30 protein-coding genes are annotated in these 25,028 nt (G+C 38.3%); 20 read left to right on the top strand and 10 right to left on the bottom strand.

Going from position 1 to position 25,028, the window contains the following annotated elements:
• Positions 1 to 29 precede the first annotated feature (29 nt).
• Positions 30 to 1,700: an alpha,alpha-phosphotrehalase gene (gene treC, locus ACFX4L_RS16525; RefSeq protein WP_377385302.1), complete on the top strand. Its 1,671-nt coding sequence runs from the start codon at positions 30 to 32 to the stop codon at positions 1,698 to 1,700.
• 31 nt (positions 1,701 to 1,731) lie between these two features.
• Positions 1,732 to 2,445 carry a trehalose operon repressor gene (treR, locus tag ACFX4L_RS16520; protein ID WP_284471103.1) on the top strand — a complete coding sequence of 238 codons (714 nt, stop codon included), beginning with the start codon at positions 1,732 to 1,734 and terminating at the stop codon, positions 2,443 to 2,445.
• 208 nt (positions 2,446 to 2,653) lie between these two features.
• Here treR and ACFX4L_RS16515 read toward each other — a convergent pair whose 3' ends face one another.
• Both ACFX4L_RS16515 and ACFX4L_RS16510 read right to left on the bottom strand, forming a co-directional pair.
• The gene (locus ACFX4L_RS16515) at positions 2,654 to 3,001 is read right to left on the bottom strand and encodes a DMT family transporter (protein ID WP_089364980.1); all 348 of its coding nucleotides are present in this window, start codon (positions 2,999 to 3,001) and stop codon (positions 2,654 to 2,656) included.
• 25 nt (positions 3,002 to 3,026) lie between these two features.
• Positions 3,027 to 3,356, bottom strand: a complete 330-nt coding sequence (locus tag ACFX4L_RS16510; RefSeq protein ID WP_317777608.1) for a DMT family transporter — start codon at positions 3,354 to 3,356, stop codon at positions 3,027 to 3,029.
• A 405-nt stretch (positions 3,357 to 3,761) separates the two neighbouring features.
• Between ACFX4L_RS16510 and ACFX4L_RS16505 the strand changes: the two genes are divergently transcribed.
• Positions 3,762 to 4,223 (top strand): GNAT family N-acetyltransferase, encoded by a 462-nt coding sequence (locus ACFX4L_RS16505; protein WP_377385308.1) that lies wholly within the window; start codon positions 3,762 to 3,764, stop codon positions 4,221 to 4,223.
• 71 nt (positions 4,224 to 4,294) lie between these two features.
• Here ACFX4L_RS16505 and ACFX4L_RS16500 read toward each other — a convergent pair whose 3' ends face one another.
• Positions 4,295 to 4,597 (bottom strand): CotD family spore coat protein, encoded by a 303-nt coding sequence (locus tag ACFX4L_RS16500; protein ID WP_284471101.1) that lies wholly within the window; start codon positions 4,595 to 4,597, stop codon positions 4,295 to 4,297.
• Positions 4,598 to 4,735: 138 nt separating this feature from the next.
• Positions 4,736 to 5,656: a phosphotransferase gene (locus ACFX4L_RS16495; protein WP_377385313.1), complete on the bottom strand. Its 921-nt coding sequence runs from the start codon at positions 5,654 to 5,656 to the stop codon at positions 4,736 to 4,738.
• A 1,885-nt stretch (positions 5,657 to 7,541) separates the two neighbouring features.
• On the opposite strand from ACFX4L_RS16495, the gene ACFX4L_RS16490 reads away from it, so the two are divergent.
• Positions 7,542 to 8,231 (top strand): N-acetylmuramoyl-L-alanine amidase, encoded by a 690-nt coding sequence (locus ACFX4L_RS16490; protein WP_318687255.1) that lies wholly within the window; start codon positions 7,542 to 7,544, stop codon positions 8,229 to 8,231.
• A gap of 569 nt (positions 8,232 to 8,800) precedes the next feature.
• Here ACFX4L_RS16490 and ACFX4L_RS16485 read toward each other — a convergent pair.
• Positions 8,801 to 9,439 (bottom strand): LexA family protein, encoded by a 639-nt coding sequence (locus tag ACFX4L_RS16485; protein ID WP_089364973.1) that lies wholly within the window; start codon positions 9,437 to 9,439, stop codon positions 8,801 to 8,803.
• Between the two features lie 134 nt (positions 9,440 to 9,573).
• Between ACFX4L_RS16485 and ACFX4L_RS16480 the strand changes: the two genes are divergently transcribed.
• The 3 genes from ACFX4L_RS16480 (at position 9,574) to ACFX4L_RS16470 (ending at position 12,427) form a co-directional block, all read left to right on the top strand.
• Positions 9,574 to 9,798, top strand: a complete 225-nt coding sequence (locus ACFX4L_RS16480; protein WP_061462697.1) for a helix-turn-helix transcriptional regulator — start codon at positions 9,574 to 9,576, stop codon at positions 9,796 to 9,798.
• Positions 9,799 to 9,845: 47 nt separating this feature from the next.
• Entirely contained in the window at positions 9,846 to 10,154 is a 309-nt protein-coding gene (locus ACFX4L_RS16475) for a hypothetical protein (RefSeq protein WP_377385318.1), read from the top strand.
• A gap of 740 nt (positions 10,155 to 10,894) precedes the next feature.
• Positions 10,895 to 12,427, top strand: coding sequence for an esterase/lipase family protein (locus ACFX4L_RS16470; protein WP_377385355.1), 1,533 nt, complete (start codon positions 10,895 to 10,897; stop codon positions 12,425 to 12,427).
• A 244-nt stretch (positions 12,428 to 12,671) separates the two neighbouring features.
• Here the strand turns inward: ACFX4L_RS16470 and ACFX4L_RS16465 are convergent, their stop codons facing one another.
• The gene (locus ACFX4L_RS16465; RefSeq protein WP_061462701.1) at positions 12,672 to 12,953 is read right to left on the bottom strand and encodes a hypothetical protein; all 282 of its coding nucleotides are present in this window, start codon (positions 12,951 to 12,953) and stop codon (positions 12,672 to 12,674) included.
• A 304-nt stretch (positions 12,954 to 13,257) separates the two neighbouring features.
• On the opposite strand from ACFX4L_RS16465, the gene ACFX4L_RS16460 reads away from it, so the two are divergent.
• Complete coding sequence (locus ACFX4L_RS16460; RefSeq protein WP_377405678.1) at positions 13,258 to 13,872, top strand: glucosaminidase domain-containing protein; 615 nt, start codon at positions 13,258 to 13,260, stop codon at positions 13,870 to 13,872.
• 243 nt (positions 13,873 to 14,115) lie between these two features.
• Here the strand turns inward: ACFX4L_RS16460 and lexA are convergent, their stop codons facing one another.
• Positions 14,116 to 14,739, bottom strand: coding sequence for a transcriptional repressor LexA (gene lexA, locus ACFX4L_RS16455; protein WP_061462705.1), 624 nt, complete (start codon positions 14,737 to 14,739; stop codon positions 14,116 to 14,118).
• 155 nt (positions 14,740 to 14,894) lie between these two features.
• Here lexA and yneA point away from each other — a divergent pair, with 155 nt between their 5' ends.
• The 6 genes from yneA (at position 14,895) to ACFX4L_RS16425 (ending at position 19,443) form a co-directional block, all read left to right on the top strand.
• Positions 14,895 to 15,206: a cell division suppressor protein YneA gene (yneA, locus tag ACFX4L_RS16450; protein ID WP_061462707.1), complete on the top strand. Its 312-nt coding sequence runs from the start codon at positions 14,895 to 14,897 to the stop codon at positions 15,204 to 15,206.
• 19 nt (positions 15,207 to 15,225) lie between these two features.
• Positions 15,226 to 15,882 carry a YneB family resolvase-like protein gene (locus ACFX4L_RS16445; protein ID WP_377405676.1) on the top strand — a complete coding sequence of 219 codons (657 nt, stop codon included), beginning with the start codon at positions 15,226 to 15,228 and terminating at the stop codon, positions 15,880 to 15,882.
• Positions 15,883 to 15,947: 65 nt separating this feature from the next.
• Positions 15,948 to 16,181, top strand: coding sequence for a DUF896 domain-containing protein (locus ACFX4L_RS16440; RefSeq protein WP_061462711.1), 234 nt, complete (start codon positions 15,948 to 15,950; stop codon positions 16,179 to 16,181).
• Between the two features lie 223 nt (positions 16,182 to 16,404).
• Positions 16,405 to 18,408, top strand: a complete 2,004-nt coding sequence (gene tkt / locus ACFX4L_RS16435; protein ID WP_377385330.1) for a transketolase — start codon at positions 16,405 to 16,407, stop codon at positions 18,406 to 18,408.
• Positions 18,409 to 18,702: 294 nt separating this feature from the next.
• Positions 18,703 to 19,143: a sporulation inhibitor of replication protein SirA gene (sirA, locus tag ACFX4L_RS16430; RefSeq protein WP_061462713.1), complete on the top strand. Its 441-nt coding sequence runs from the start codon at positions 18,703 to 18,705 to the stop codon at positions 19,141 to 19,143.
• A gap of 84 nt (positions 19,144 to 19,227) precedes the next feature.
• Positions 19,228 to 19,443 carry a YneF family protein gene (locus ACFX4L_RS16425; RefSeq protein ID WP_034312934.1) on the top strand — a complete coding sequence of 72 codons (216 nt, stop codon included), beginning with the start codon at positions 19,228 to 19,230 and terminating at the stop codon, positions 19,441 to 19,443.
• 352 nt (positions 19,444 to 19,795) lie between these two features.
• On the opposite strand, the gene ACFX4L_RS16420 is transcribed toward ACFX4L_RS16425, so the two are convergent.
• From ACFX4L_RS16420 to ACFX4L_RS16410, 3 genes are read right to left on the bottom strand one after another with little or no spacing between them, the layout of a single operon-like run.
• Positions 19,796 to 20,932 (bottom strand): zinc-dependent alcohol dehydrogenase, encoded by a 1,137-nt coding sequence (locus ACFX4L_RS16420; RefSeq protein ID WP_377385333.1) that lies wholly within the window; start codon positions 20,930 to 20,932, stop codon positions 19,796 to 19,798.
• A 13-nt stretch (positions 20,933 to 20,945) separates the two neighbouring features.
• On the bottom strand, positions 20,946 to 21,308 hold the full coding sequence (locus ACFX4L_RS16415) for a spore coat protein (RefSeq protein ID WP_377385336.1): 363 nt from the start codon (positions 21,306 to 21,308) through the stop codon (positions 20,946 to 20,948).
• A gap of 11 nt (positions 21,309 to 21,319) precedes the next feature.
• Positions 21,320 to 21,535 carry a spore coat protein gene (locus tag ACFX4L_RS16410; RefSeq protein WP_377385339.1) on the bottom strand — a complete coding sequence of 72 codons (216 nt, stop codon included), beginning with the start codon at positions 21,533 to 21,535 and terminating at the stop codon, positions 21,320 to 21,322.
• Between the two features lie 160 nt (positions 21,536 to 21,695).
• On the opposite strand from ACFX4L_RS16410, the gene ACFX4L_RS16405 reads away from it, so the two are divergent.
• The 6 genes from ACFX4L_RS16405 to ACFX4L_RS16380 all read left to right on the top strand — a co-directional run bounded on the left by ACFX4L_RS16405 (position 21,696) and on the right by ACFX4L_RS16380 (position 24,850).
• Positions 21,696 to 21,899, top strand: a complete 204-nt coding sequence (locus tag ACFX4L_RS16405) for a hypothetical protein (RefSeq protein WP_377385342.1) — start codon at positions 21,696 to 21,698, stop codon at positions 21,897 to 21,899.
• On the top strand, positions 21,899 to 22,198 hold the full coding sequence (locus ACFX4L_RS16400) for a spore coat protein (RefSeq protein WP_377385345.1): 300 nt from the start codon (positions 21,899 to 21,901) through the stop codon (positions 22,196 to 22,198). Before ACFX4L_RS16405 ends, ACFX4L_RS16400 begins: the two co-directional genes overlap by 1 nt.
• A 187-nt stretch (positions 22,199 to 22,385) precedes the next feature.
• Positions 22,386 to 22,805 (top strand): RrF2 family transcriptional regulator, encoded by a 420-nt coding sequence (locus ACFX4L_RS16395; protein ID WP_125161999.1) that lies wholly within the window; start codon positions 22,386 to 22,388, stop codon positions 22,803 to 22,805.
• Positions 22,806 to 22,896: 91 nt separating this feature from the next.
• The gene (locus ACFX4L_RS16390; protein ID WP_377405674.1) at positions 22,897 to 23,283 is read left to right on the top strand and encodes an IDEAL domain-containing protein; all 387 of its coding nucleotides are present in this window, start codon (positions 22,897 to 22,899) and stop codon (positions 23,281 to 23,283) included.
• Positions 23,284 to 23,318: 35 nt separating this feature from the next.
• A complete protein-coding gene (trxA, locus tag ACFX4L_RS16385) occupies positions 23,319 to 23,633 on the top strand; it encodes a thioredoxin (RefSeq protein ID WP_377385349.1) in 315 nt (104 codons plus the stop codon).
• 92 nt (positions 23,634 to 23,725) lie between these two features.
• Entirely contained in the window at positions 23,726 to 24,850 is a 1,125-nt protein-coding gene (locus tag ACFX4L_RS16380) for an NADH-dependent flavin oxidoreductase (RefSeq protein WP_377385352.1), read from the top strand.
• The last annotated feature ends 178 nt before the right edge of the window (positions 24,851 to 25,028 follow it).

The raw sequence follows: 25,028 nt of genomic DNA, 5'->3' as shown, positions 1-25,028 counted from the left end.
ACACCCGGGACAGCAGAGGAGGAATTACAATGAATGATTTTAAAAAAAGCATCATATATCAAATTTATCCGAAGTCTTTTAAGGACTCGAATGGTGACGGCATCGGTGACATAAATGGTGTTATTGAAAAACTTGATTATTTGAACATACTGGGAGTGGATTATATTTGGCTGACCCCCTTTTATCGTTCACCTCAAAATGATAATGGATATGATGTAGCGGATTACACATCCATTGATCCTGCATTTGGGACAATGGATGATTTCGAGAGATTGGTGAAGGAAGCTAATTCGCGGGATATCCAGATCATGCTGGATATGGTATTCAACCATACATCAATAGAGCATGAATGGTTCCAAAAGGCATTGGCAGGAGAGAAAGAATATAAGGACTATTATATTTTCAAGAAATCGAAAGATGGAGAGCCCCCAACCAATTGGATTTCAAAATTCGGCGGCTCCGCATGGGAATATCTAGCGGAACATGATGAATACTACCTTCATTTGTTCGATCGGACACAAGCTGACCTTAACTGGGAAAATCCCAGAGTAAGGCGAGAAATCTTCAATGTAGTTAACTTCTGGCTGGATAAAGGTGTTAAAGGATTCCGATTGGATGTCATCAATCTCATTTCGAAACCTGATTCCTTTGAAAATGACAAAGAAGGGGATGGACGTTGCTTTTATACAGATGGTCCCAAAATTCATCAATTCCTTAAAGAGATGAATGAAGAAACTTTTGGGAAGGATGAAGAGGTGATGACAGTTGGGGAAATGTCATCGACGACCATTGATCATTGCGTCAAATATTCATCACCAGATGAAAAGGAGCTATCCATGGTATTCAATTTCCATCATCTAAAGGTGGATTACAAGGATGGGGAAAAGTGGTCCATTGCAGATTTTGACTTCAGGAAGTTAAAGGATATCCTAAGCAACTGGCAATATGGGATGCAAGAAGGGAATGGGTGGAATGCTCTGTTCTGGTGCAACCATGACCAGCCGAGGATCGTGTCCAGGTTTGGGGATGATCAAGAGTATCAAAAGGAATCTGCCAAGATGCTAGCAACATCCATTCACATGCTTAGGGGGACCCCTTATATTTATCAAGGCGAGGAAATAGGGATGACCAACCCGAAATTCAATGATATTGAACAATATCGGGACGTGGAGTCAATTAATTATTACAATATTTTAAAAGAGGAAGGCAAAGATGAGCAGGAAATAATCGAAATCCTTCAAGCTAAATCCCGCGATAACTCGCGAACTCCCATGCAGTGGGAAAATACGGAGCATGCAGGGTTTACAAAAGGGACTCCATGGATTTCAGTGCCTGATAATGGAAAGTTCATCAATGCTGAACATGCACTGATGGATAAGGATTCCATTTTTTATCATTACCAAAAACTTATATTTTTACGAAAGAAACATGATATCATTGCATATGGGGACTATCAGGAAATTCTTGGCGATCACGATCAATTGTTCGCCTATGTACGCAGTCATGAAGATGAGAAACTTTTGGTCATCAATAACTTTTATGCAAAAGAAGTGTCCTTCGAAATTCCAAAAGATGCAGACCTATCCGGATTCAAGTCAGAGCTCCTACTCTCGAACTATATCGATTCGAAAGACTTTGCAGATGACATTATCCTTCGTCCCTATGAATCGGTTGTCTATTTGTTGAAAAAGGACGAGTAGCAGACTAACAAAAATATATTGTGGTGATGAAATGAACAGCAAATACCTATCACTATATGGTGATATCGTTTCAAAAATTGAAGGAGGAACCTTTCCGACAAATTCAAAGCTTCCTTCCGAAAGCAGCTTCATGGAAGAGTATGACATCTCCAGGGATACTGTAAGAAAGTCCTTGCAATTGCTTGAACAAAATGGGTATATCCATAAAATCAAAGGCAAGGGTTCCTTTGTATTGGATTTCAGCAAATTTAATTTTCCTGTAGCAGGCTTGATTTCCTATAAAGAAATGGTGGAAAAGTTGAATCTGCATTCCAAAACGATCATCCATACCATGGAGCTTGAGTCCCCGGACACAAGCATGATCAAGCTTCTTGACTTAACTGAAGGTGAGGAAGTGTGGAAAGTGTTCCGGGTTCGGCAAATCAATGGAAATAAAATCATTCTGGACAAAGACTATTTCAATAGTGGGTTCGTAACTAATCTGACAAAGGAAATTTGTGAGGATTCGATCTATGGATATATCGAAAAGGAACTCGGGCTCCAGATTGGTTTTTCCAATAAGGAAATTACTGTGGAGCCATGCAGTGAAGAAGATAAACAATTATTGGACATAGAAGACTACGATATGGTGGCAGTGGTGAAAAGTACGGTTCATTTAATTGATGGAAGCTTGTTTCAGTATAGCGAATCCAGGCATAGACCCGATAAATTCAAGTTCACGGACTTTGCTCGACGGACTTGGTGAAACCCTGAGAAATATGCTGGCAAGCTAAGGAGGAAATGAAAAAACAAATAGGTTATCATGAAAAAAAGTCTGTAAAAATTAAATTCAAATGAAGGACTGATTCATGAAACTCAGCTCCATTCAAAAGAGAAGGTCGCGCAGGCGGCCTTTTCTAATGCAGTTCAGGGTATCGTGTTTTTCTTATAGACATAGGAGGAATCGCAAACCATTAGTTTGACGATCCTTCTGCTTGTTTGGGAGTATGGGAAGCATTTAGTAAAACCACTCCACCAATGATTAATACTAAGCCTCCTAATGTAGTGATGCTAAATGGCTCACTCCATAATAGTACGCCTATTAATGCAGTTAAAGCTGTGCCAATTCCTGCCCAAATGGCATATGCCAAGCTTAACGGAATTGTTTTAAGACATATGGATAAGCTATAAAATGCGATTCCGAATCCAATAATGACCCCAAATGAAGCGAATAAATGAGTGAATCCTTCAGATAACTTAAGCATGGTTGTGCCAAATATTTCACTTATGATTGATATTCCTAAAGCTATGTATCCTTTCATATAATTACCTCCGTTTCTCAAAATATTAATGAGCGTCGCCACTGGAGAGTTTCAAAACAACCACTCCGCCAATGATTAGGGCTAAACCTAAAATTTTTTTCAGGTTAAAGCTTTCTTTATAAACGATAACTCCCACTAATGCAGTTAAAGCAGTACCTATTCCGGACCATATAGCATAAGCCGTTCCAAGTGGAATTGTTTTAAGAGATAAAGACAGGCAATAAAAAGCCAAACCCATTCCAATTACAACACCAATTGAAGGGAATAACTTTTTGAATCCGTTTGATACTTTTAACATCGAGCTGCCAAACACTTCACTTATGATGGCTATTGCCAAATATGCATATGGATTCAAGATGAACTCCTCCAATATTTTCATTATTTCTTCACCAAGCATCTTAACATCCAAAGGCCCCATAATTAAACTAAAACCACCTATATCCAGTCTAATAATCCTTACCGTTTCAGGATATATCCTATCATGTTCCACAATATTAGGCTTATCCTATGATGGGCCATCTCGTATATCAGTAAGATTAAGAGAATCGGTTTGTACGCATTGCCTGCGAGACTTTTCTTTAAAACGAATGCTACTGGGCTGATCTTTCCTTTTGCAAGGCTCGCAATATAAGAAAGTCAAACAGGAACTTTTAGGGATTTTGCCGAATTAAGTTCATTAAATGCTTATGATAGGGTGAACTTCTTTCATGGAATTTATATTAAATAATGAATGTTTCATTGTATATACAGGGGGATTATTATGTATGTAAGTCAAACCCGGGATTATGAAGTAATTGCAAAATTAAATCAAAATGTCCACAGCCTGCATGCGAAACTATATCCTAAGTATTTTAAGGAATATAATTATAGTGCAATGAAAGAAACTTTCAAAAGTTTGGTTGAAAATAAAAGTTTTGTTTTTCTTCTTTTAAAAGAACATGAAGAACCGATCGGTTACGCATGGATTGAAATTAAAACCTATCCAGAAAGTGCTTTTAAAAATGAATATAAATCAGTATATGTGCATCAGCTTAGTATCGCTGAAAGTCAAACCCAAAAGGGCTACGGTAAGCAACTAATGAATGAGATATATGAAATTGCGAAAAAGAATGATATAGATTTAATTGAACTGGATTATTGGTTTGAAAACACTGATGCAAAAGAGTTTTATAAGAAACAACACTTTAAAAAATATAGGGAGTTTGCATTTAGACAGTTGTAAATCCTTTGAATGTCAAATTTCAAAGGTTGATGGAAGGAATTAATAAAAACCCCGAATCGGGGTTTTTTAAATTAATATCTTAGCATTCTCCTCGAAAAACAGGGGGATTGAGGAACTCCGCAAACAAAGCTTTGGGTATAACACTCTTTCACGATACTTCGGGTATGCGGTATATATGTGGTGAAATGTTTATTCACGGTAGTTGTATGTGTCGGGTGAAAAACCGGAATCACAGTGTTAATGACATTAGTTTTAACATATTGCTTTGTCGGCGAGATTTGAGGTGGATTATACTGAGTAGGGATTCTGTGAGGTGGGCAATATTGTAGTGGACATTGACCGCCTTTCGGATGCCCCCAGGGCTTATTATACATTTAAACACCTCCTGGATTTTTTTGGAATTCATTGTTAGTTTATGAAAAAAGTTGATAAAGGGACTGGTATAAATGCCTTTATCAAAAGTTCATAGGCATATCAGATCTGTCACTCCTTTTAAAAAAATTGAAGATACATTAATTTAAACGAATTTGGTTAATTGCTTGACGAACAAATGACTTGTGTCTTTTCTTCCAGCTATTTTCCTTGCTTTTTTCCAAGCCCCATTCAGGAAAATCAGATAACCGTAATGCGGCAAATAATTGCCAGAAGGGTAAGTTTGTAAAATTCAACTCCGGCATCATGGATTTATATTGAATGGTAAAGTCACTCATTGCATCCATTCCAAAATGAAATAAAATCTCGAGTTGACTATTGGCAAGGTCAGCCAAAGGGTCCCCTAAGCCTGAGTCTTCCCAATCAATTATAGAAACTAGTTTATCTTCTTTCCATAATATATTTCCTGGCCAATAATCACCGTGAAGGATCACTTCTTTATTCGTTGGGCGTAATGGCATGTATGATTTTAACAAATCTCTGATCAAGCTCAGATTTAAGGTTTCGTCCAGGATTGCCCCATCTTTACTATCTAACATTTCTCCATATGAATTTTCTAGTTTAGGGAGGAAAGATAAAGGTAGCTTCGCACAATCAACATGATGGATTTTTGCTAGATTGATTGCCAATTGTAAGATATGATCATTAAGATTTGAGGGGGTAAAATCTGGCTTGCCCTCAATAAACTCGATAAGTATACATGGCCTGGAAAAAACCTCACAGGATTGCTCGATGTAATAAGGCTTCGGTACAGGCAAACCTGCAGCCTTCAATATCCCTAAAAGCCTGTGTTCATCTGCCGCAATATTCGGATTCCGTTTCAAGTCATTATCACCATGCTGACGAAGGATCATCCTTATGATCCTCCCTGTAGATTGTAACATTTCAAGTCCTGTCACTTGAGCAGAAATTCCGCCTTTTAATTCCCATGCGCGAATGAGTTTGATGCCTGGATCCAACTTTTGAACCAATTGTTCAAACTTACCATATTCATTTTTCATACGTCTTCTCCTTTTAAAATCCCGGTCAATGTTCAGGCGTTTAAGTTCACATTATAGATGGGATATCAATATTAGCGTTCAAACACTTTTTTTCATGGCTCTTTTCGTAAAGATTGTTGTTTTTAAAACGAAACTATTTAAGGTTGATTGGAGCGGAAGTGCGAGACTCCTGCGGGAGCAGCGGGACAGGTGAGACCCCACAGGCGTTTACGCCGAGGAGGCTCACCGCCCGCCCCGCGGAAAGCGAGCATCTGAAGGGGGAATCAACCACAACTCACTACCTGGTAAATAGCAACATAGTATGTGAAAACAGCCTTTTTCATCTTTTAAGAAGTACCCACAATAAAAAGAGAAAAAATAGCACAATAGGGAAAGAAGAATCCATATTGTGCAGGATGCAATTGCGAAAAGGAATTTTCAGCTGCTGTTGGCCCAAAATCATTCTAATATAGATTATTAAGCAGCTTAAATGAGTGGAAAGATAGCCAATGGGAATAAAGGACAGTTTTACATTCGTTTAAAACATTCATCAATTTTTCTCCTGTAACGTTTAAAAAGTATTTTTATATCATCACTGTCTTCATCAGTTGCTTCAAAAGAGTTTTGTATAAGGTTAATCAACACCTGTTTCATTAGGTTTTGATCACATACTGCCTTAAGGGAGGTTGTTTGGATTCAAAAATAATCCGGATGCCTTAAATTTCACTGTGGTTCCATGAATTTAATGATATTCGATATGTTGGAGTAAATATTGTTTCTACTGATTTTAATAGTTTCATCAGGTTTTGCTATAAATATAAATTCATTAACGATGTTATTAATCCTATCCAGTTCCACCACTATGATCCCAAGATATTCTAGGATGCTTGCATCATGTATCCGCTCACTGATGATTTGGTTAAGGAAGTCAAAGGATTCGGATTTCATGGGCTATTCCAGCACCAATTCACCTGCAGCCGCTAATTTTTTCAATTCTCGAATTCTGCTTTCACTTCTTTTTTTCGGTGATATCGATTGCCGATCCGATAACCTCACATCAACCATCAAAGGATTCTATGGTGCAACAAAATGGTTATCATCGACTTCCCCTTCATTTAATTCACCGTTTCCCCACACCATGCCATTTTATAAAATCTTTGTTTTTGTGTTGCTTGTTCTATTGGTAAAAAGTCAGATGATTTTTTTCCAAATAACCATAGAAGTTGGAGTGATTGATTTTGTAATGAAATCCCCTTCAACGAAAGTATGAATGAAGTCGTTATCCTTTTTTATAAATTTGAATAAAGGTCCATTTCACGGGATTAAATCTCGGTCATAACATTATCCAAATCCTTAATTTCATTTGTTTCCATGTATCAGCATCCTTAAAAGAACCTGGTTAGTGAATTCCATATATTATGGAACCTCTATTTGATTTAAGTTATAGTTCAATTTTACCAAAGTAAAATAATAGAAGATAGCTTTTTCAAGAAGTCAAAAAGAGTCTCGTGCATTGTAGGGAATGTTTTAATCCTGCCATTTTAAAACAAAAAAGACTGAAGGCAAAAGAGATTTTATCTAAATTTTATAATAAAGTTGATTGGAACGGGTGTGTGAGACTCCTGCGGGAAAAGCGCGTCTATGGGAGACCCCGCAGGCGCAAGCAGAGGGCGGACCGCCCGCGGAAAGCGAGTTCCCTACATTCCAATCAACGTTCAAATTGTCTACAGACTGAAACACCAGGAGAGGTGTTTTTTTTTAGGGAAAAGGAAGAACGCATTTCATGTTAACCGTAGACCTAGTGAGGAAACCGAATCTAATATTATTATGAAATTTTCTTTAATCCGGTAGTTATGTGTACAGGCATTTGTTAATGTGCAACATAAGATTAATAGAGGTGAGTGAAATGGTAAAAATATTTATTGATCCCGGCCACGGCGGTACGGATTCAGGATCAGTGGGTAATGGATTGAGAGAAAAGGATTTAACTTTATCTATTGCAACTAGAATCAAAGACATATTATTAATAGAATATAATAACGTTTCTGTAAAAATGAGCAGGCCCCAAGATACGTACCCCTCTTTAGACGATCGGACGAATCAAGCGAACGCTTGGGGAGCTGACTTCTACCTCTCCATCCACATTAATGCTGGCGGAGGCACTGGGTATGAGGATTACGTTTATACGTCAACCAACCAGATAACGAAAACGTATCAAGATCATATTCATTCAGAGGTCATGAAGCTTATCAGCTTCCAAGACAGGGGACAAAAAACAGGCGATTTACATGTGCTCCGTGAAACGGACATGCCCGCACTCCTGACTGAAAATGGATTTATCGATAATGTCAATGACGCAGCCAAATTAAAAATGGCATCCTTTATTGAAACACTGGCTCGCGGACATGTAAACGGTATAGTTAAATGCTTCAATCTTACCAAGAAAATTACAGCGGTATACCATACTGTCGTTAGTGGGGACACTGTATACTCCTTAAGCGGGGCATATGGCAGTACAGTTCAGCAAATTAAGGATTGGAACGATCTTGACAGCCAGTTCACCATTACCGTAGAGCAGAAATTGCGGGTGAAATGAATAATTTATAGTTGACTGGTTAAATTATTTATAGCTTCCAGAAAGCACATCACGCAGATAGTCCTTCTCTAAAAAGAGAGGGACTTTTCCCGTTTCCGCCATTCTTTCAATAATGGCGGAAGCCTTTGTGAAAATATTGAATATATTTTTAACCTTAACTGTTTTTTTTGGAATTATAAAAAAGCAATTCTAAAACTGATAAACGGGGAAATTAAAGATTGAAAGACAGCGATGGCACAGCCTCTTCACAAATCATAAATTTGCACTGAAGGCAAATACAGAAGGTTTTTCTTATGAGGTTGAACATTTACTGGGAAAAATAAAGGAGCACCTTGGCTGGGTTGACAAAATGGTTTAGTCTGCATAAAAAGCAAGGAGATTGAAAAAAGCGTCCTGGGCGAAGTTAGTTGCCGAATGCATTCACTCATAAAAAATAATATTAAAAAGCACAAACCAAAATGGCTTGTACCTAATATGTATAAGTGGATAAATGTTTGACTTAACGAATTGAATTAATCTATGTATTTTAGCTTGTCACTAATTTGCAAATGAAACCCTAGAGTTGGGTATTAATCGTATATTTTAATGGCCTGTACCACTTTTCCTAAAATTCGGACTCTATCATTTTTGATATGATAGGTTTTTTCTTCATAAAAAGGATCCGTGCTGCAGGGGATGAGTGTGATGTTTTCTTCATTGATAATCACTTTTTTGACTGTACCATCGTGACCATTTACTAAGACCACACCAATTTTTCCGCTGTCGACGTAGGTTGTTTTTTCAACGAGGATCAATGAACCGTCACTGAATTCTTTGTTCATGCTGTTGCCTTTTACTCTAAGGAAAAAATATTCCTTGTTCGATTTTAGCATGGAATTTAACGTCGGCATATACGCTTCTATATATTCGTTGGTAAAGTTAGGCTCTCCGGCAGGTATATTTCCATAGACACCAATTAATCTAACATTCTTTTCATTTAAAAATTCCATTGCAGGATCATTTCTAATGATAGGTGCTCCTTCAATGAGGTGGGATAGCGGGATTTCGAAGCATGTGGATATCATGCTCAATTTATCCATTAAAGGTTTATTCCGTCCGGATTCCCATGCTGATACTGCCGTTGGGGCCACTTTTAATATGTTTGCCAAATCTTCTTGTGTCATTTTTCTTTCTTTTCTTAACATTTTAATCCTTTCACCAATGTGCATATTTCTTCACCTCTAACTTGAATATACACTATGAGTGAAAGTGAGTAAACTTAAAGTGCGTGAATTTTACAAAAAATCGTTGGTAACTATACTTCAAGTGTGATATCATTTTTTTAGATAGGTGGTGACAAGGTATGACAAACGTTAAGTTTACACTTAAACAAGCGAGGAAGTATAAAGGGTTAACCCAAGAGGAAATGGCTAAAGTGCTAAAAATGGCCAAGAGGACCTACATTGACTATGAGCAATATAAGATTCCTCTGCGAATCGATAAGGCGTATATGTTCGCTGAATGTGTAGGATTCTCCATCGACGATATCATTTTTTTTGACCCTCATCTACACTTCAAATGTAGTTGAAAGTTCAATCGATATTGTGTGTCTATACTAGAGAAGCCATTCCTGGAATGAAAAATCTAATCAATAGTAATCCTAACCTGCCAAGGGACAAAGTTCATGGTTATGATGATTCGAGTGAGAATGGAAAGAAGGTGAGAAAAGTGGAAAGAGAAATTAGGTCTATTGAAGTTGCAGTAGGAGTTGCTGTTAGCACCTTTGCGATTGGAAAGGAAATTCGTGGAGAAATCATTGAGGATATTATCCTACACAACGGTATATTCAAACTGTACAATCGAAAGGATGAGCTTATCACTGAAGTCAATTATCCAGTTCTCAGGGTGAAATACAGGTATGATGGGGGAGGGGTAAGTGCTTAACGGAGTTAATAATCCAAACTCCGAATCGGCATGCTGGTAGTGTTTTTATGGAAATGTACTTGATGGCGGACCCAATTGTTATGGACTCACCCACAGGGGGAAACATTTTGATGGAGTATCATGAGAGCTGTTTAAGTGAAATGTATCGATCATTTGTATAAAATAGCCGTTTGATACTGGAATTCTATTATGACAGCCAATTGCTGTGATTTATTTCTTACAAAGGACGGATTTAAAAACAACATGATTAGGGGCAATTGGACAGTGGCATATTCGACGGAAAAATTAATAATGTTGTTCATAAGAAAGTCAAGCCCTCTATCCTTTGAAGGAGAAGGGCTTGTTTTCTTTTTTTCTTCGTGTTTACTAGCAATCGCTATTAACATATCCTTCATAAGTTCTTCTGAAGCCAATCGTTCAGGAAGTGATGTGAACCAGATAAACTCATGTAGGCATCAAACTAACCCGAATTTTTTACAAGGCGCACTCTTTTTAACATCTTCATACTTTATCTCTATATTTATAATTTTCTTCTAGTTTTTTTTTCCCATCTTTTATGAAGTTAGCAGGTAATGGCAGGAAAAAGTACAAATATAAACTAATGAATGATATAGGAGACCCGTAAAGGAGGGCATTGATAATAGGTGAATTCGAAAAATAACATGGGAGGAGAATAACAATTGAAAAGGAATATAATCAATTATGTCGTTTTTCTTGTCCTCATACTAACCATATTAATTATGGCAAAGCCGAACTTTTCCTCAGCGGGAAAATTGAAGCCGCCATCCGAAACTTTCAACCCAGGGGATTGGTTTCTGGGAAGTACCCCTCCCAACCTTGACACAAATAAACCACCGATCGTATTTGTCCAAGGTAAAAATGGCAATTCAGCCAGCTGGTACGGTGAAACGGACTATCACGGTGTCAATGATATGTATACTAAGGCATATGAAGCGGGCTATCAAACGGTTTTTGTTCAGCTTTACGATTCTGCTGGAAATGGATCAGTTAGCCAATATGCTAATGGAAGGCTGCTAGCTCAAATGCTTGCAGAAATCAGTAACCATTTCGGGGGCGAAAAAGTAAATATTATAGCTCACAGCAAGGGGGGGCCAGACACCCAAGCGGCTCTAGTACACTTTGGAGCACACCAATATGTTGGAAGGGTCATCACTTTAGCTTCCCCTCATCACGGTTCCAACTTGGCTGATTTGGCATATAGCTGGTATGCGGGCTGGCTTGGTTCCCTATTGGGCCAAAAAGATGAAGGAACTTATTCTTTACAGGTTGGTAAAATGGCGGAGTTTCGTTCTGTCACGGATAACCATGTTAACGCCCGGAAAAATATGTATTTCACCGTGGCCGGTATGAATAGAGGGCCGGTTCTTTCCGCTTTATCAATGGGTGGACAATATTTATCTTCATATGGAGAAAATGATGGCTTAGTGAATGTATGGAGTACAAAAATACCCTACGCGTCACATTTATTTACGGATCCCAACTATGATCACGACAATATTCGAATAGGTTCAGCTGTATTTTCAAGGATTGAACCCTATTTAAGAAGCACTTCTATTGCTGGGATTCCTGGTTTAAATGTCAATTATAAAGAAAACGTTGAAGATGATGTCATCACAACCGCTCTTTCGCAAACCGTCCTGGGAGATGTCCTGCAACAAAATGTCTGGAACGAACAAAGTTTCCATGTAAATGAAGCAGCTCCAAGTGATATAACCATATACACTGCCACAAATGATGTCGAGGTTGAATTGATTTCTCCATCTAATAAAAAGTATAGACCTTCCTTAAAAGTTCAATCTGCAAAAAATCAAACTTCCTTTTTTAATGGTGCAACCATACAAACATTTAATAGGAATAAACTTGAAATTGGTGACTGGAGAGTGCGAATGAAGACTAAATCACCAAAAGATGCATACCTTTTCACGGCACAATTTAACGAAAAGAATCCGATTACATTAAGTATGGCTGGAAAAGTTAAGCAAAAAGATGCTAAATTTATCATTAAGAATCCGATGAATGATAAAAAAAGGCCAATCAGCACAACATTTCTGGTTCATCTAATAGATGAAAGCGGTAAAGAAATTAGTGGAAAAAGCACAATTCAGGAAATGGATACCGAAAATTTTTCGGGTACCCTTCCAGAAGTGCCTAAATCAGGTGTTTATAATGTAACAATTGACGTCAAGGAAAAAAGCGTGAATGGTCCTGAAAGAACCCGTACGCTGATTCGTTCGGTCTATATTGAAAAGTAGTGGAACTTACCAAAAAATCCCCTCTCTTAATTGAGAGGTTTTTTTAGGTTGAAATGTGAAGGTGTGAATTGGTTTTATTTACTTTTACTTTGGGCTATGTTGATTCAGCTAAGTAAAAAGCTATGCCGTAATTGCCATAAAGGAATGAATATTGGATTGTTCGATGGGAATATAAGCTAGTTTGGTATCCTGGCAAGAACAAGATTGATGACCCTAGGCGTGTGCTATCATGTATAGTTCAATCCTACTTTTGATAAGATTCTCTATAAGACAAAATACTAGTTTTGAGAGCAGCATAGTTGCCTATGCTTGCATAGCCATAAAACCAGCCCATGAAAATTCCTGCAACTAAATGGTGTCGATGGCTGATGAAAATGGAAATGAATAAGCCTAGAACCAAAGCGATGGCAGGGATGAATTTTGGAGGAATTGGAAACATGACCTTAATAAGTTGAGTAAGTGTCATGATGGTAGGGATGGCTATCACTGCATCCCAAAAGTTTGTATGGATAGTTGGGAAGTCCATAATGTCACCACCTTAGAAGTTTTCACAATTAATTTTTACCATTTACAAAGGATTTATACCATATTAATTAATGCAATATAAACGATTGATCAATGAAAGTTGATACAACAAGTTTCGAAGACTTTCAGAGTTCAATGTGAAGCCGCTCAGTGTATGCTTGCTCTTTTTTGATCATAGTGAAGACAATTAACCAAATATCAGTACCTTTTTTGCTGGACATGCTTGTAACCCTTTTCATGGTTTAGAATATGATATGAATGAAGATAACCAGTTAAGAAAGTGAGCCCTAATAATGGAGGTTCTAATGAGCAAGGAAACGTTTATTAAGGAAATTGCTCCATATGCCCTGAAAATTCAAAAGGAATTTAAAATTTTGCCTTCTGCGATCATTGCACAAGCTTGTTTGGAGAGTGGATATGGGACAAGCTTTTTAGCAAATCAAGGAAAGAATATATTCGGTACAAAAGGTGATTTTAAGGGCGAGTCAGTCATTATACAAACAATTGAATACGTCAACGGTGCACCCGTTCAAGTATGGAACAAATTCAGAAAATACCCAACATGGGAAGAAAGTCTAAGAGATCTTGCCAATCTATATGTAAAGGGAACTTCATGGAATAGAAGTTTGTATACAGCCGTCATTGGAGAACAAGATTACAAAAAAGCACTCAAAGCGATATTCGATGCGGGTTACGCCTCGGATCCGAAATATATAGAAAAACTGGCGAACCTAATCGAAACAAGCGATTTAACTAAATATGATGAAAGCATCGAAGAGGTCTATCATATCGTCAAAAAAGGGGATTCCGTATCTGCGCTTGCAAAAGCATATGGTTCTACGCAAATGCAGATTCAACAGTGGAATGGATTGGTCGATCTTAACCTTATTAAAGTGAACCAAAGATTAAGAGTGAAATGAACATTTACAGGGAGCGGGGTTTTATCTCGCTCTTTATTAATTTTATGGTTTCATATTTTTCCTAAAGTACATATATCCAGAAAGCGATACTTTGCCTATCAACCGCCATAAATGAATAATGTTTTAATACTCCATGAAAACACGCTTCTATTAAAAAAATATTTCAAACCTAGTCTTCCAAATGCATAATGAGAGAATTTCGGACATAAATTAAACAAACAAAAAAAAGCGCGTTTAGCGCTTTTAATGTATTTGTCTATATAAGCCTATTACTTTTCCAAGTATCGAAACATCTCTTAAAATAATTGGTTCCATATTTGAGTTCTCAGGCTGAAGCCTTATGTAATCCGGTTCCTTAAAGAATCGTTTTACAGTGGCTTCATCATCTTCCGTCATGGCCACGACGATATCTCCATTATTGGCACTGCTTTGTTGTTTCACGATGACATAATCTCCATCATGAATTCCTGCTTCAATCATACTTTCACCCATGATTTCTAGCATGAAAACATGGTCATCATGTGGAACCATGCTTTCGGGAAGCGGAAAGTATTCTTCTATGTTCTCAATTGCAGTTATCGGCATGCCCGCGGTTACTTTACCAAGTAACGGCACGTTCACGACACTAGCTTTGGGGATATTATTCGCTTCCTCCAAGTTTAGTATTTCAATGGCCCTCGGCTTGGTTGGGTCACGTCTTATCAGACCTTTACTTTCCAGGCGGGATAAATGTCCGTGTACTGTTGAACTTGATGCAAGTCCCACTGCTTCGCCAATCTCCCGGACGGAAGGTGGATACCCTTTTTGGCGGACCTCTTCTTTAATGAAATCAAGGATATCTTGCTGCCGTTTTGATAGTTTAGTCATATGTGCACCTCTTCTCCAATGTTCTTTGCCCCATTATAGCATGGCCCCCAATTCTATACAAACATAAGTTCGAATTTAGTTGTTGACTGAAACAAACGTTCGTATTATAATTTTGACATAACATACGAACGAACATTCGCTTTGGAGGGATATTTATGAAAAAAATATACAAAAATTATGTATATACGATTCTGTTAGCTGGATCAGTATTCATCTTTTCAATTTTATTCTCTTGTACATTGGACAATGATCAAAAAAAAGATTTCCTTTCTATAGAAGTAGGTGAAGGCGACACCCTATGGGGAATTGCCGAAAAATATGATGAAGCTGATTTGACAAAAAAAGAATTCATTGGTTGGATAGAAGAGCATAATGGAGTCAGGGCAGATTCGATTAAACCTGGTCAAGTCATTGTCATACCGGTTAAAGGGGAAGAACTTGTTCAGAATTTGGCAAGTCAGCAGTAAGCAGTGAAGGTAGGGTATTATGAAGGCAATAATCTATTGTAGGGTTAGCACAGAAAAAGAGTCACAGGAGACATCATTGGCAAGGCAGGAAGATGAATTAATCAAATTGGCCGAAAAGTTGGATATGGAAGTTGTTTCCATAATAAAGGAGCAGGAAAGTGGTTATGAGTTAAACCGGGATGGCATTTTTGACATGATCGAACTATTTAAAGCCAAAGAAGCCGAAGTTCTATTAATCCAGGACGAAACAAGACTAGGAAGAGGGAATGCCAAAATAGCCCTTTTCCATGTCATCCTTAAAGAAGACGTGAAAATTTATACGCTCTCACACGATGGGGAAATAGAGTTATCGGATTCGGATGCCATGGTCATCCAGATAGTCGGTATTGTAGAGGAATATCAAAGGAAATTACATAACCTAAAAATAAAACGCGGGATGATAAGAGCCGTTGAAAAAGGCTACCGCCCTCAAAACAATCTTCAGAACCAAAGGAATTCTACTGGAAGGGAACGTATGGAAATTCCCATTGAAGAGATTATTAAACTCCGGGCCAATGGATTGACATTTGCAGAAATCGCAGCCACTTTAAGGGGCTTTGGATACAATGTATCCAAAGCTACGGTGAACAGGCGTTTTCTCGAACATCAACTAAATATACAGGAATGTCAATCATAGAACTTGTAATTTCGCTTTTTTTTTAATACCATGACAATATCCGCAGATTACGAAGGAGCGAAATTATGCTATCAAAAGAAAAAATAGCCCGTATTAATGAACTTTCTAAAAAGGCAAAGGCTGAAGGTTTAACGGAAGTCGAGGCGAAAGAGCAAACCCAATTAAGAAGTGAGTATTTAGAAACATTCAGACGGTCCATGTCCGATACGTTGGAGCACGTGAAAGTCGTTGATCCAGAAGGAAATGACGTCACTCCTCAAAAGATAAAGAATATTAAAGAAAAAAGAAACTTACATTAATGCTTGGACTATTATCATGAAACACCCCATTTTAAGCTTTAAGGATTAAAAAGGGAGTGCATTCATGTATGTATTCTCCTATTTAGCTTAATCTAAATAGGGGACTTCTTTAATTTCCAGAAAATATTGTAATATCGGGGTTTTAAATAGTGTTTTTAGTTGTGATATTATGCTGGTCACTATAATATAAAGAGGTACATTACAGGAAGGGATGTTTTACGATATGTTAGATAAATTAGATGCACTTTCTATCAATACGATTCGTACATTATCGATTGATGCAATTGAAAAGGCTAATTCCGGCCATCCAGGCATGCCCATGGGTGCAGCGCCGATGGCGTACAAATTATGGACTGAATATATGAATCATAACCCGAAAAATCCAGATTGGTTTAATAGAGATCGCTTCGTTCTTTCAGCTGGTCATGGGTCAATGCTGTTATACAGCCTTCTTCATTTATCGGGCTATGGCTTATCTATCGATGATTTGAAAAGCTTCCGCCAATGGGGCAGTAAAACTCCAGGACATCCCGAATTCGGACATACCGCTGGGGTAGATGCAACGACAGGACCTCTTGGACAAGGTATTGCAATGGCAGTCGGAATGGCAATGGCAGAACGCCACTTGGCAGAAAGCTATAACCGTGAATCTTATAATGTGGTCGATCATTATACATATAGCATTTGTGGGGATGGAGATTTAATGGAAGGTGTTTCTGCAGAAGCGGCTTCATTAGCAGGACATCTGCAACTTGGAAGACTTGTCGTTTTATATGATTCTAATGATATATCCCTTGACGGCGACTTAAGTCAATCATTTAGTGAAAGTGTAGCAAACCGGTTCAAATCTTATGGATGGCAATATGTCCGCGTTGAGGACGGGAACGATCTTCAGGAAATTGCCAAAGCGATTGAAGAAGCGAAAACCGATGAGGCACGTCCAACATTAATCGAAGTGAAAACGGTTATTGGTTACGGTTCACCAAACCGTTCAGGTAAATCTGCTGTTCACGGCGCTCCGCTTGGTGCAGATGAGCTGAAGTTGACTAAGGAAGCTTATAAATGGACATTCGAAGAGGATTTCCATGTTCCAGAAGAAGTTTATTCTCACTTCAATGAATCTGTTGTAGAGGCAGGCGCCCAAAAAGAAGAAGCTTGGAATGAATTGTTCAAAAATTACAAAGAAGCACACCCTGAGTTAGCCAAGCAATTGGAGTTGGCAATCAAAGGTGAACTGCCTGCTGAGTGGGATCAGGAAATTCCGGTTTATGAAGAAGGAAAAACATTAGCTTCCCGTGCTTCAAGCGGAGAAGTATTGAATGCAATTGCCAAAAAGGTCCCTAGCTTCATTGGTGGTTCTGCAGATTTAGCAGGATCTAATAATACTGCCATCAAAGGTGAGACAGATCTATTACCTGGTAATTACAGTGGCCGTAATATATGGTTCGGTGTACGTGAATTCGCTATGGGTGCGGCTTTAAATGGAATGACCCTTCATGGTGGATTAAAAGTGTACGGAGGTACATTCTTCGTATTCTCTGATTATTTGCGTCCTGCCATAAGAATGGCAGCACTGATGGGACTACCTGTAACGTATGTTTTCACCCACGATAGCATTGCTGTAGGGGAAGACGGACCGACACATGAGCCAATCGAACAATTAGCATCATTGCGGGCAATGCCTAACCTAGGGGTAATCCGTCCAGCTGATGGCAATGAAACGGCAGCAGCTTGGAAAGTGGCTATGGAGTCTACAAATAAACCGACTGCCCTTGTACTGACTCGTCAAGGGTTGCCAACAATAAAAGATACTTCCGAAACTGCTTATGATGGTGTTTCAAAAGGGGCTTACATCATATCCGCTGCTAAGAAAGAAGAAGCGGATGCATTACTACTTGCGACTGGTTCTGAAGTGAACTTGGCTGTGGAAGCACAGAAAGCTTTAGCGAACGATGGAATTGATGTTTCGGTAATCAGCATGCCATCATGGGATCGATTTGAAACTCAATCTAAAGAATATAAACAAAGTGTAATCAATCCAGCAGTGAAAAAACGTCTAGCTATCGAAGTGGCTTCACCGTTTGGCTGGGATCGTTATGCAGGTGATGAGGGTGAAATATTGGCCATCAATCATTTTGGAGCTTCTGCACCAGGCGGTAAGATCATGGAGGAATTTGGTTTCACTGTAGAAAATGTAGTTGCTCGTGTTAAAGAAATGCTTAAATAATAGTAATGGGGAACTGACACCAACTAGTTTGGTGTCAGTTTTTTTATCGAACCTTCTAATTGTATGTTGAAAGTGCTCTTATTCTCTGGGATAGCATCCATTCGACAAAAAAAGAAAAAAATTTCTCCAGCAAACAACATATCTTTTTAGTTTGTCAATATATAATGAGAATAAATAATTTTCGTTTAAATGTGTCAGTTAAAGGGGAAAGTCATCAAGGGTAGGAAATAATGGAAGGTCCTGATGGTAAGTTGTTCTGGTGACCAAAATAGGAATGCTAGGAGGCGTTGGCTGATGAGAACCTATCAAATCTTTTTAATCGAAGATGAATTTGCCCATCATTATTATGGAAGAGAAAAGCTATTTTTCAATTTGTTTTTGGAGTATATTCAAGCAAGGGGCAGACTGAAGAGTATTTTGCAAAAACAAATCGAATTTGTCACCAAAACAGTCCCCATTATCCAGTTGCAGGTAGCAATTGAACAACGTTTACAAAAAAAGATGAATTTTTGGTCTCAAAATGGAAAATACTATTTAGAAAAAACAAACGGATCAAGTAAAGCCGTGTTAATCATCCAGGATGAGTCCATTACGCTTAAAGCTGAAGGAGACTATGAAGCGGAGACGGCTTTCTTTGAATGCATTCGAAAATATGAAGCGAGTTTTCTAGCCATTGATTTTGAACACGAAAAATACGGTTGGTTAAAACCGATAAAAGAAAGAAAATTTGTCTAAATGGGGGACTTTTCGGTAGCGGGTATTGTATAATAACCTTTGGTCTAGTACACTGATGTTAGACAACACGAAGGAGGAAATAGTATGTGGGTTTACATTCTAGTTGGCGTACTGGCATTGATTGCTGGAGTAGTGCTGGGATTTTTCATCGCTCGTAAATACATGATGGATTACTTAAAGAAAAATCCGCCAATTAACGAACAGATGCTGAAAATGATGATGATGCAAATGGGTATGAAACCATCCCAAAAGAAAATTAATCAAATGATGAGCGCCATGAATAAACAACAAACAAAATAATAAGCATGAAATACCGCTATTATAACCTTGTTTTTATAAAAAGATAGGATAAATGTAAAGTTATAACGATAAACCACGTAAGGATCGAACCTTCAATTGATTTAAGTGATAATTAAGTTTATCTTCCTTTTTAAACGTAAAGCCACTTTTCCTGGACGAGTTTCAGGAAAAGTGGCTTTTATTTTGGAGTTCGAATATCATTGGTAACAATTTATGAGAATGGGAAGCAATAAAGGTTTTGGAACTAGAAGAGAAGCAATAGTGGACTTGAACTTGTGAACTAAGCTAAATAGCTTGAACAATAGTACCTGGAGTCAATAAATTCAGTAACCTACAAAATATCACTGCTATGTCAGGGCTTCAGCACCACTTTAATGCATCCGTCTGTCCTTGTATCGAATACTTGATAACCATGTTTAGCTTGATCGATTGGAAGTACGTGGGTTACGACATCGCCAGGATCAACCTTTCCTTCAGATATAAGGTTATAGAGATATGGCATATAAGGGATAACAGGAGCTTGTCCGGTCTTGATATCCACGTTTCTTTGAAATATATCTCCTAACGGAAATCCGTTATAACGCCCTCCGTAAACACCTGTTATTTGAATGGTTCCAGCTTTACGCACGGCTTGGGAGGCAATTACAATACCACCCATGGCACCTCCATGCAGCTTAAGGCCAGTTGCAAGATATTCCATAGGAGTCATTTTACCGCTCATGCCAGAACAGTCAATAACGATGTCGGCTCCGCCTTTAGTTATTTCTTTGAGATATTCCCCTACGTTTTCATATTGTTCGAAATTAACAATTTCGACTTTATTTGTCCGTTTAGCATGTTCCAAACGATAGTTGAGATGATCGACGGCAATGACCCTTTTCGCTCCTTTGAACCAAGCGAATTTTTGAGCGAGTAATCCAACGGGACCGCAGCCTAAAATGATAACTGTATCACCAGGTTTAACTCCTGCATGGTCTACGCTCCAAAATGCAGTTGAAGCTGCATCTGCGAGTAATACCAATTTTTCATCTTCTACCTCACAGTCTTCTGGAATCTTAAAAGGTGTGAAATTTCCATAAGGAACCCGCATGTATTCTGCTTGTCCTCCCGCATACCCACCAGTTGTTTCTGAATATCCCAAAAAACCACCTATTTCGCCATGAGGGTTTGAGTTATCGCACTGACTTGTAAGGTCATTCTCGCAATACCAGCAGCTTCCGCAGCTAACGTTAAAGGGGATGATTACACGATCTCCCTTTTTTAACTTATTTACACCTGGACCGACTTCCTCGACAACTCCCATTGGCTCGTGGCCAATAACATAATCCGTTGGCATATTTGGAATCATTTGGTGAATCAAGTGCAAATCCGAACCGCAAATGGCTGAAGTTGTAACTTTTACGATAATATCATCTGAATTTTTGATATGGGGATCTTTAACATTTTTGACCTGCACGTTTTTATTGCCCTGGTAAGTTACGGCTTTCATAAAACTTCCTCCTCTATTTATTTGGCGTTGCGAACATTCCAAGTCTATCTGTATCGTTTGGGAATAACTTCATCCGAGCGATGCTAATTGCCATTTCAGCTGATTTCAAATCCAATTCAACTTGCTTTCCTAAATCATTTGGATAAAGCCAGTCTTTACTTATCATTAAATCGGATATTTCAGCATGTAAATCAATGGACTGCTCCATTTGCCGGTATAGGGCTTGTCTCAATTCTGGACTTATTGTTTCCGTTATAGCTATTGCATACGTATGAATCCCGCTTTTGATTGACAGTAGGAAATCCAGGGCAAAAGAAGAATCAGCCATTTCAGGCATATGTTCAGCGCCTTGGGGATCTAAATAATCCATTTCCATTAAAGCTCACCTCATTGTAAATAGTTTGTTCGGGCACCTTCGTAAAAACTCTTCAGTTCATTAATGGCTATTATGGATTGCTGTACGTCTTTTTCCATTAATGCCTTTAAATCATTATCGAAACAAATTCCTTGCATTAATTTGGATTTCATCAAGCTTATTGTTTTAAAATTTATTATTTCATGCGTCTCCATGGTTTCATGAAAGGCCAGCTTTTCATTTTCCATCCAATCACCCCCTAAGTCTATGTAACAAAAGTAATTTTCCCTATTCAACTCATTGGTATACAGGGGGGCTAGGTTTTACCTTCTTTAAAAACAATGAATAAGACCTTTTGATCAACGAAAGATAAGTAAGTGAATGTAAGTGAAAGGAGAGATACTTTTAATGGAAAAGTTAGGACTGCATGAAACGTTAGAATTGCATGAAATATTGAATTTCAAAAGCCTATGCTTATCCAAAAGTTCTATAATGAACGGATTAGTTCGAGATACGGAATTAAAAAACATTCTATTACAAGACATCAGCAGCGGCAGAGAGCAAATTCAAAGATTACAGGAAATTCTGGTTAATCAAGGAGAGGGGAAATAATGACCAACTTTTTGCAAAATATGGCGGGTATGAGTGGAATGACCGATCAGGTAATTGCAACTGACTTTCTGATTTCTGCCAAATCAGGAATTAGAAATGCGGCTTTCGCTGTAACTGAAACAGTTTCACCTGAACTGAGGGCTGCATTACGGGAACAGCTTAGGTCCGCTGTAGAAACACATGGGATCATAAGTGATTATATGGTTTCAAAAGGATATTATCATCCTCAGGATATAAGTGAGCAAGCGCAGGTGAATCTAAAAGCGGCTAATACAGCATTGAATCTTTCTCAACAATAAGATTTTGGCGAGTTTGTGAAAAATGGTTCCGCTTTCCAAAAGCTAACTGATGAAGTGCCCTCTATCCTTTGATAGGGGGAAATTTCATTGCAATAATAAACAGATCAACAAAGTTGAGTTTTTTGAGTTGACTTTATCAACTGTAAATATTAAGATTACAGTAATCTCCTTGAGGAGGATGCAAAAAGTGAATAGTGATTTTACAATAGCTGTGCATAGTTTGGTCTATTTAGCTTATCTACCAGATCATATGGCTAGCAGTGAGTCTATCGCAGAAAACGTTTGTACAAACTCGGCAAGGATTCGGAAAATGATGAGCTGCTTACGGAATAAAGGATTTGTTAAGACTAAAGAAGGTGTGGGCGGAGGTTATATTCTTGACTGTAACCCTGAAGAGGTGAGTTTGGCAGATATTTATATAACGGTCTCGCATGGAGCCTTGAAGCCAAAGTGGTGTACAGGTGATCCGGAGAAAAAATGTGTCATATCTTCCAATACCCAGGTAGTCATGGATCAAATCTTCGATGAAGCTGAGTTATATTTTGAAAAATATTTAGAAGATATTACTCTCAGCACTTTTTTGGAAAAAATTAAACAATGTCCGTGATATTGATTTAGTTTTTTCTTTTGCCTTTACTGTACATTTTATTTTTACAGTTAATAATTGATAACAATAGAATATAAAAGGGGTGTTAAAAATGGCCGGAAAAAATCAGTTAAATAATGGGGATTGGGTACAGGGAAGATCAAGAGATGGAGAACTTATCCATGGTTACATTGAAACGGTAAGCGCGAATCGAGAATTCGTTAAAGTGAATGTGGTGGAAAGTGACAATGAAAAAGCGGTAGGGAAATCGATTTCGATTCCGAGTAAATGGACTGAAAAGTTGCCTGATCTAGAAATCAGTAACGAAAGTCATCTTTTGGCATTAATTGATTTGGCTTTACTATCTAAGGATGAAACATGGTTTATGGAGTTATCCGGTAAATTGGAATCGATTAAAATCCATCCGAAAATAAATATCAGGAAATACGAGTTTCTTATCCCGGGAAATAGAATCGGGAAACTTGATTTAAATAGATGATGAGTCAAAACCATTTATACAAGGAGGACATGATCATGACAATTGAACATGTAACAGATGATAATTTTGCAAGTGAAATCAAGGAAGGTTTAGTACTGGTTGATTTTTGGGCACCGTGGTGCGGACCATGTAAAATGATTGCCCCAATGCTTAATGAAATAGATGTTGAAATGGGTGATCGGGTTAAGATCGTAAAACTGAATGTGGATGAAAATTCAGATACGACAAGCGAATATGGAGTGATGGGAATTCCAGCCCTTATTTTATTCAAAGATGGAGAAAAAGTAGATCAAGCAATTGGCTTACAGCCTAAAGAAGCCATTTCGGCATTCATTGCCAAACATGCATGATTAATATGTTTTAAACATGAGGTTGTGAGAATTTTAGGACTTATACCAACCAACACCTGTAAAGGGTTGGTAACAAAATGGAGGATTACTAAATGAATTCTAAATTTACACCATTATTTGAATCGTTCAATTTAGGAAAAGGGATAGAAGTAAAAAATCGATTGGTGATGGCGCCTTTGACAAATTTCTCTTCGAATCCTGACGGGACTGTAACCGATGCCGAAGTTAACTATTATGAACGTCGGTCTGGGGGGGTAGGCATGGTTATAACGGCTTGTACCTACGTGTCAGCAAATGGAAAAGGTTTCCACGGAGAATTTGGCGGTGATCAGGATGAAATGATTCCTAGTCTTAGCCGCTTAGCTTCAGCAATTAAAGCGAAAGGTGCTAAAGCAATCCTCCAAATTTTTCATGGCGGCCGCGAGGTTCCACCGGAATTAATCCCGAATGGCGATGTCGTCAGTGCAAGCAATATCCCATCGGAAGGCGAAGGTAAAACAGTACCTCGCCCACTTTCTGAAAAAGAAATTGAATCGATCATTCTAGACTTTGGTGAAGCAACTAGGCGTGCCATTGAAGCTGGTTTTGACGGTGTCGAAATTCACGGAGCAAATGGTTACTTGCTTCAGCAATTCTTTTCGCCCCATTCAAACCGTCGTGAAGACAAGTGGGGAGGGACCCTTGAAAAGCGCCTGACTTTTCCATTAGCGGTTGTGGATGCAGTGAAAAAGTCTGTTGCTGAACATGCAAATGATCCGTTCATCGTTGGTTATCGCTTTTCACCGGAGGAACCGGAAACACCGGGAATCACTATGGATGATACCCTTGCATTAATTGATGGATTAGTGAAAAAGGATCTGGATTATCTTCATGTTTCATTAATGGATTTTTGGTCAAAAGCAAGACGGGGAGCGGAGGTTGACCGACCTCGGATAGAAATTATAAAAGAACGTATCGGTGATCAAGTTCCTATCATCGGTGTTGGTTCCATCTATACAGCGGATGATGCAATCAAAGCACTGCAATCAGGGGTTCCGTTAATCGCATTAGGCCGTGAAATCATAATTGATCCTGAATGGGTACAAAAAGTGGAACAAGGCAGGGAAACTGAAATCGTGACAAAAATAAACAAGGATAATCAGCAGCAACTTGATATTCCAGACCCATTATGGCAAGCGATCATCCATTCTCCAGGCTGGTTTCCGGGGATTGAATAGGTAGGTCTCCATATTTAATAAAATTTAACGATACTATCTTGTCACAAGAATTCGATAGCACTGGAGAAAGTGAACAACAAAAAGAAGACCTAGTCATTATGTGAAGTGAACCCAAAAAGTTAGACACTTTATTTAATTAGGCAACCTTGAGGGCATGAACCCGGTAATCTACTGGGCT

The sequence above is a fragment of the Peribacillus sp. YIM B13482 genome, assembly GCF_042787975.1.
Taxonomy (GTDB): domain Bacteria; phylum Bacillota; class Bacilli; order Bacillales; family DSM-1321; genus Peribacillus; species Peribacillus simplex_A.
The sequence above is the reverse complement of the archived record's forward strand: the minus strand, read 5'-3'. Positions and strand labels throughout refer to the sequence as shown.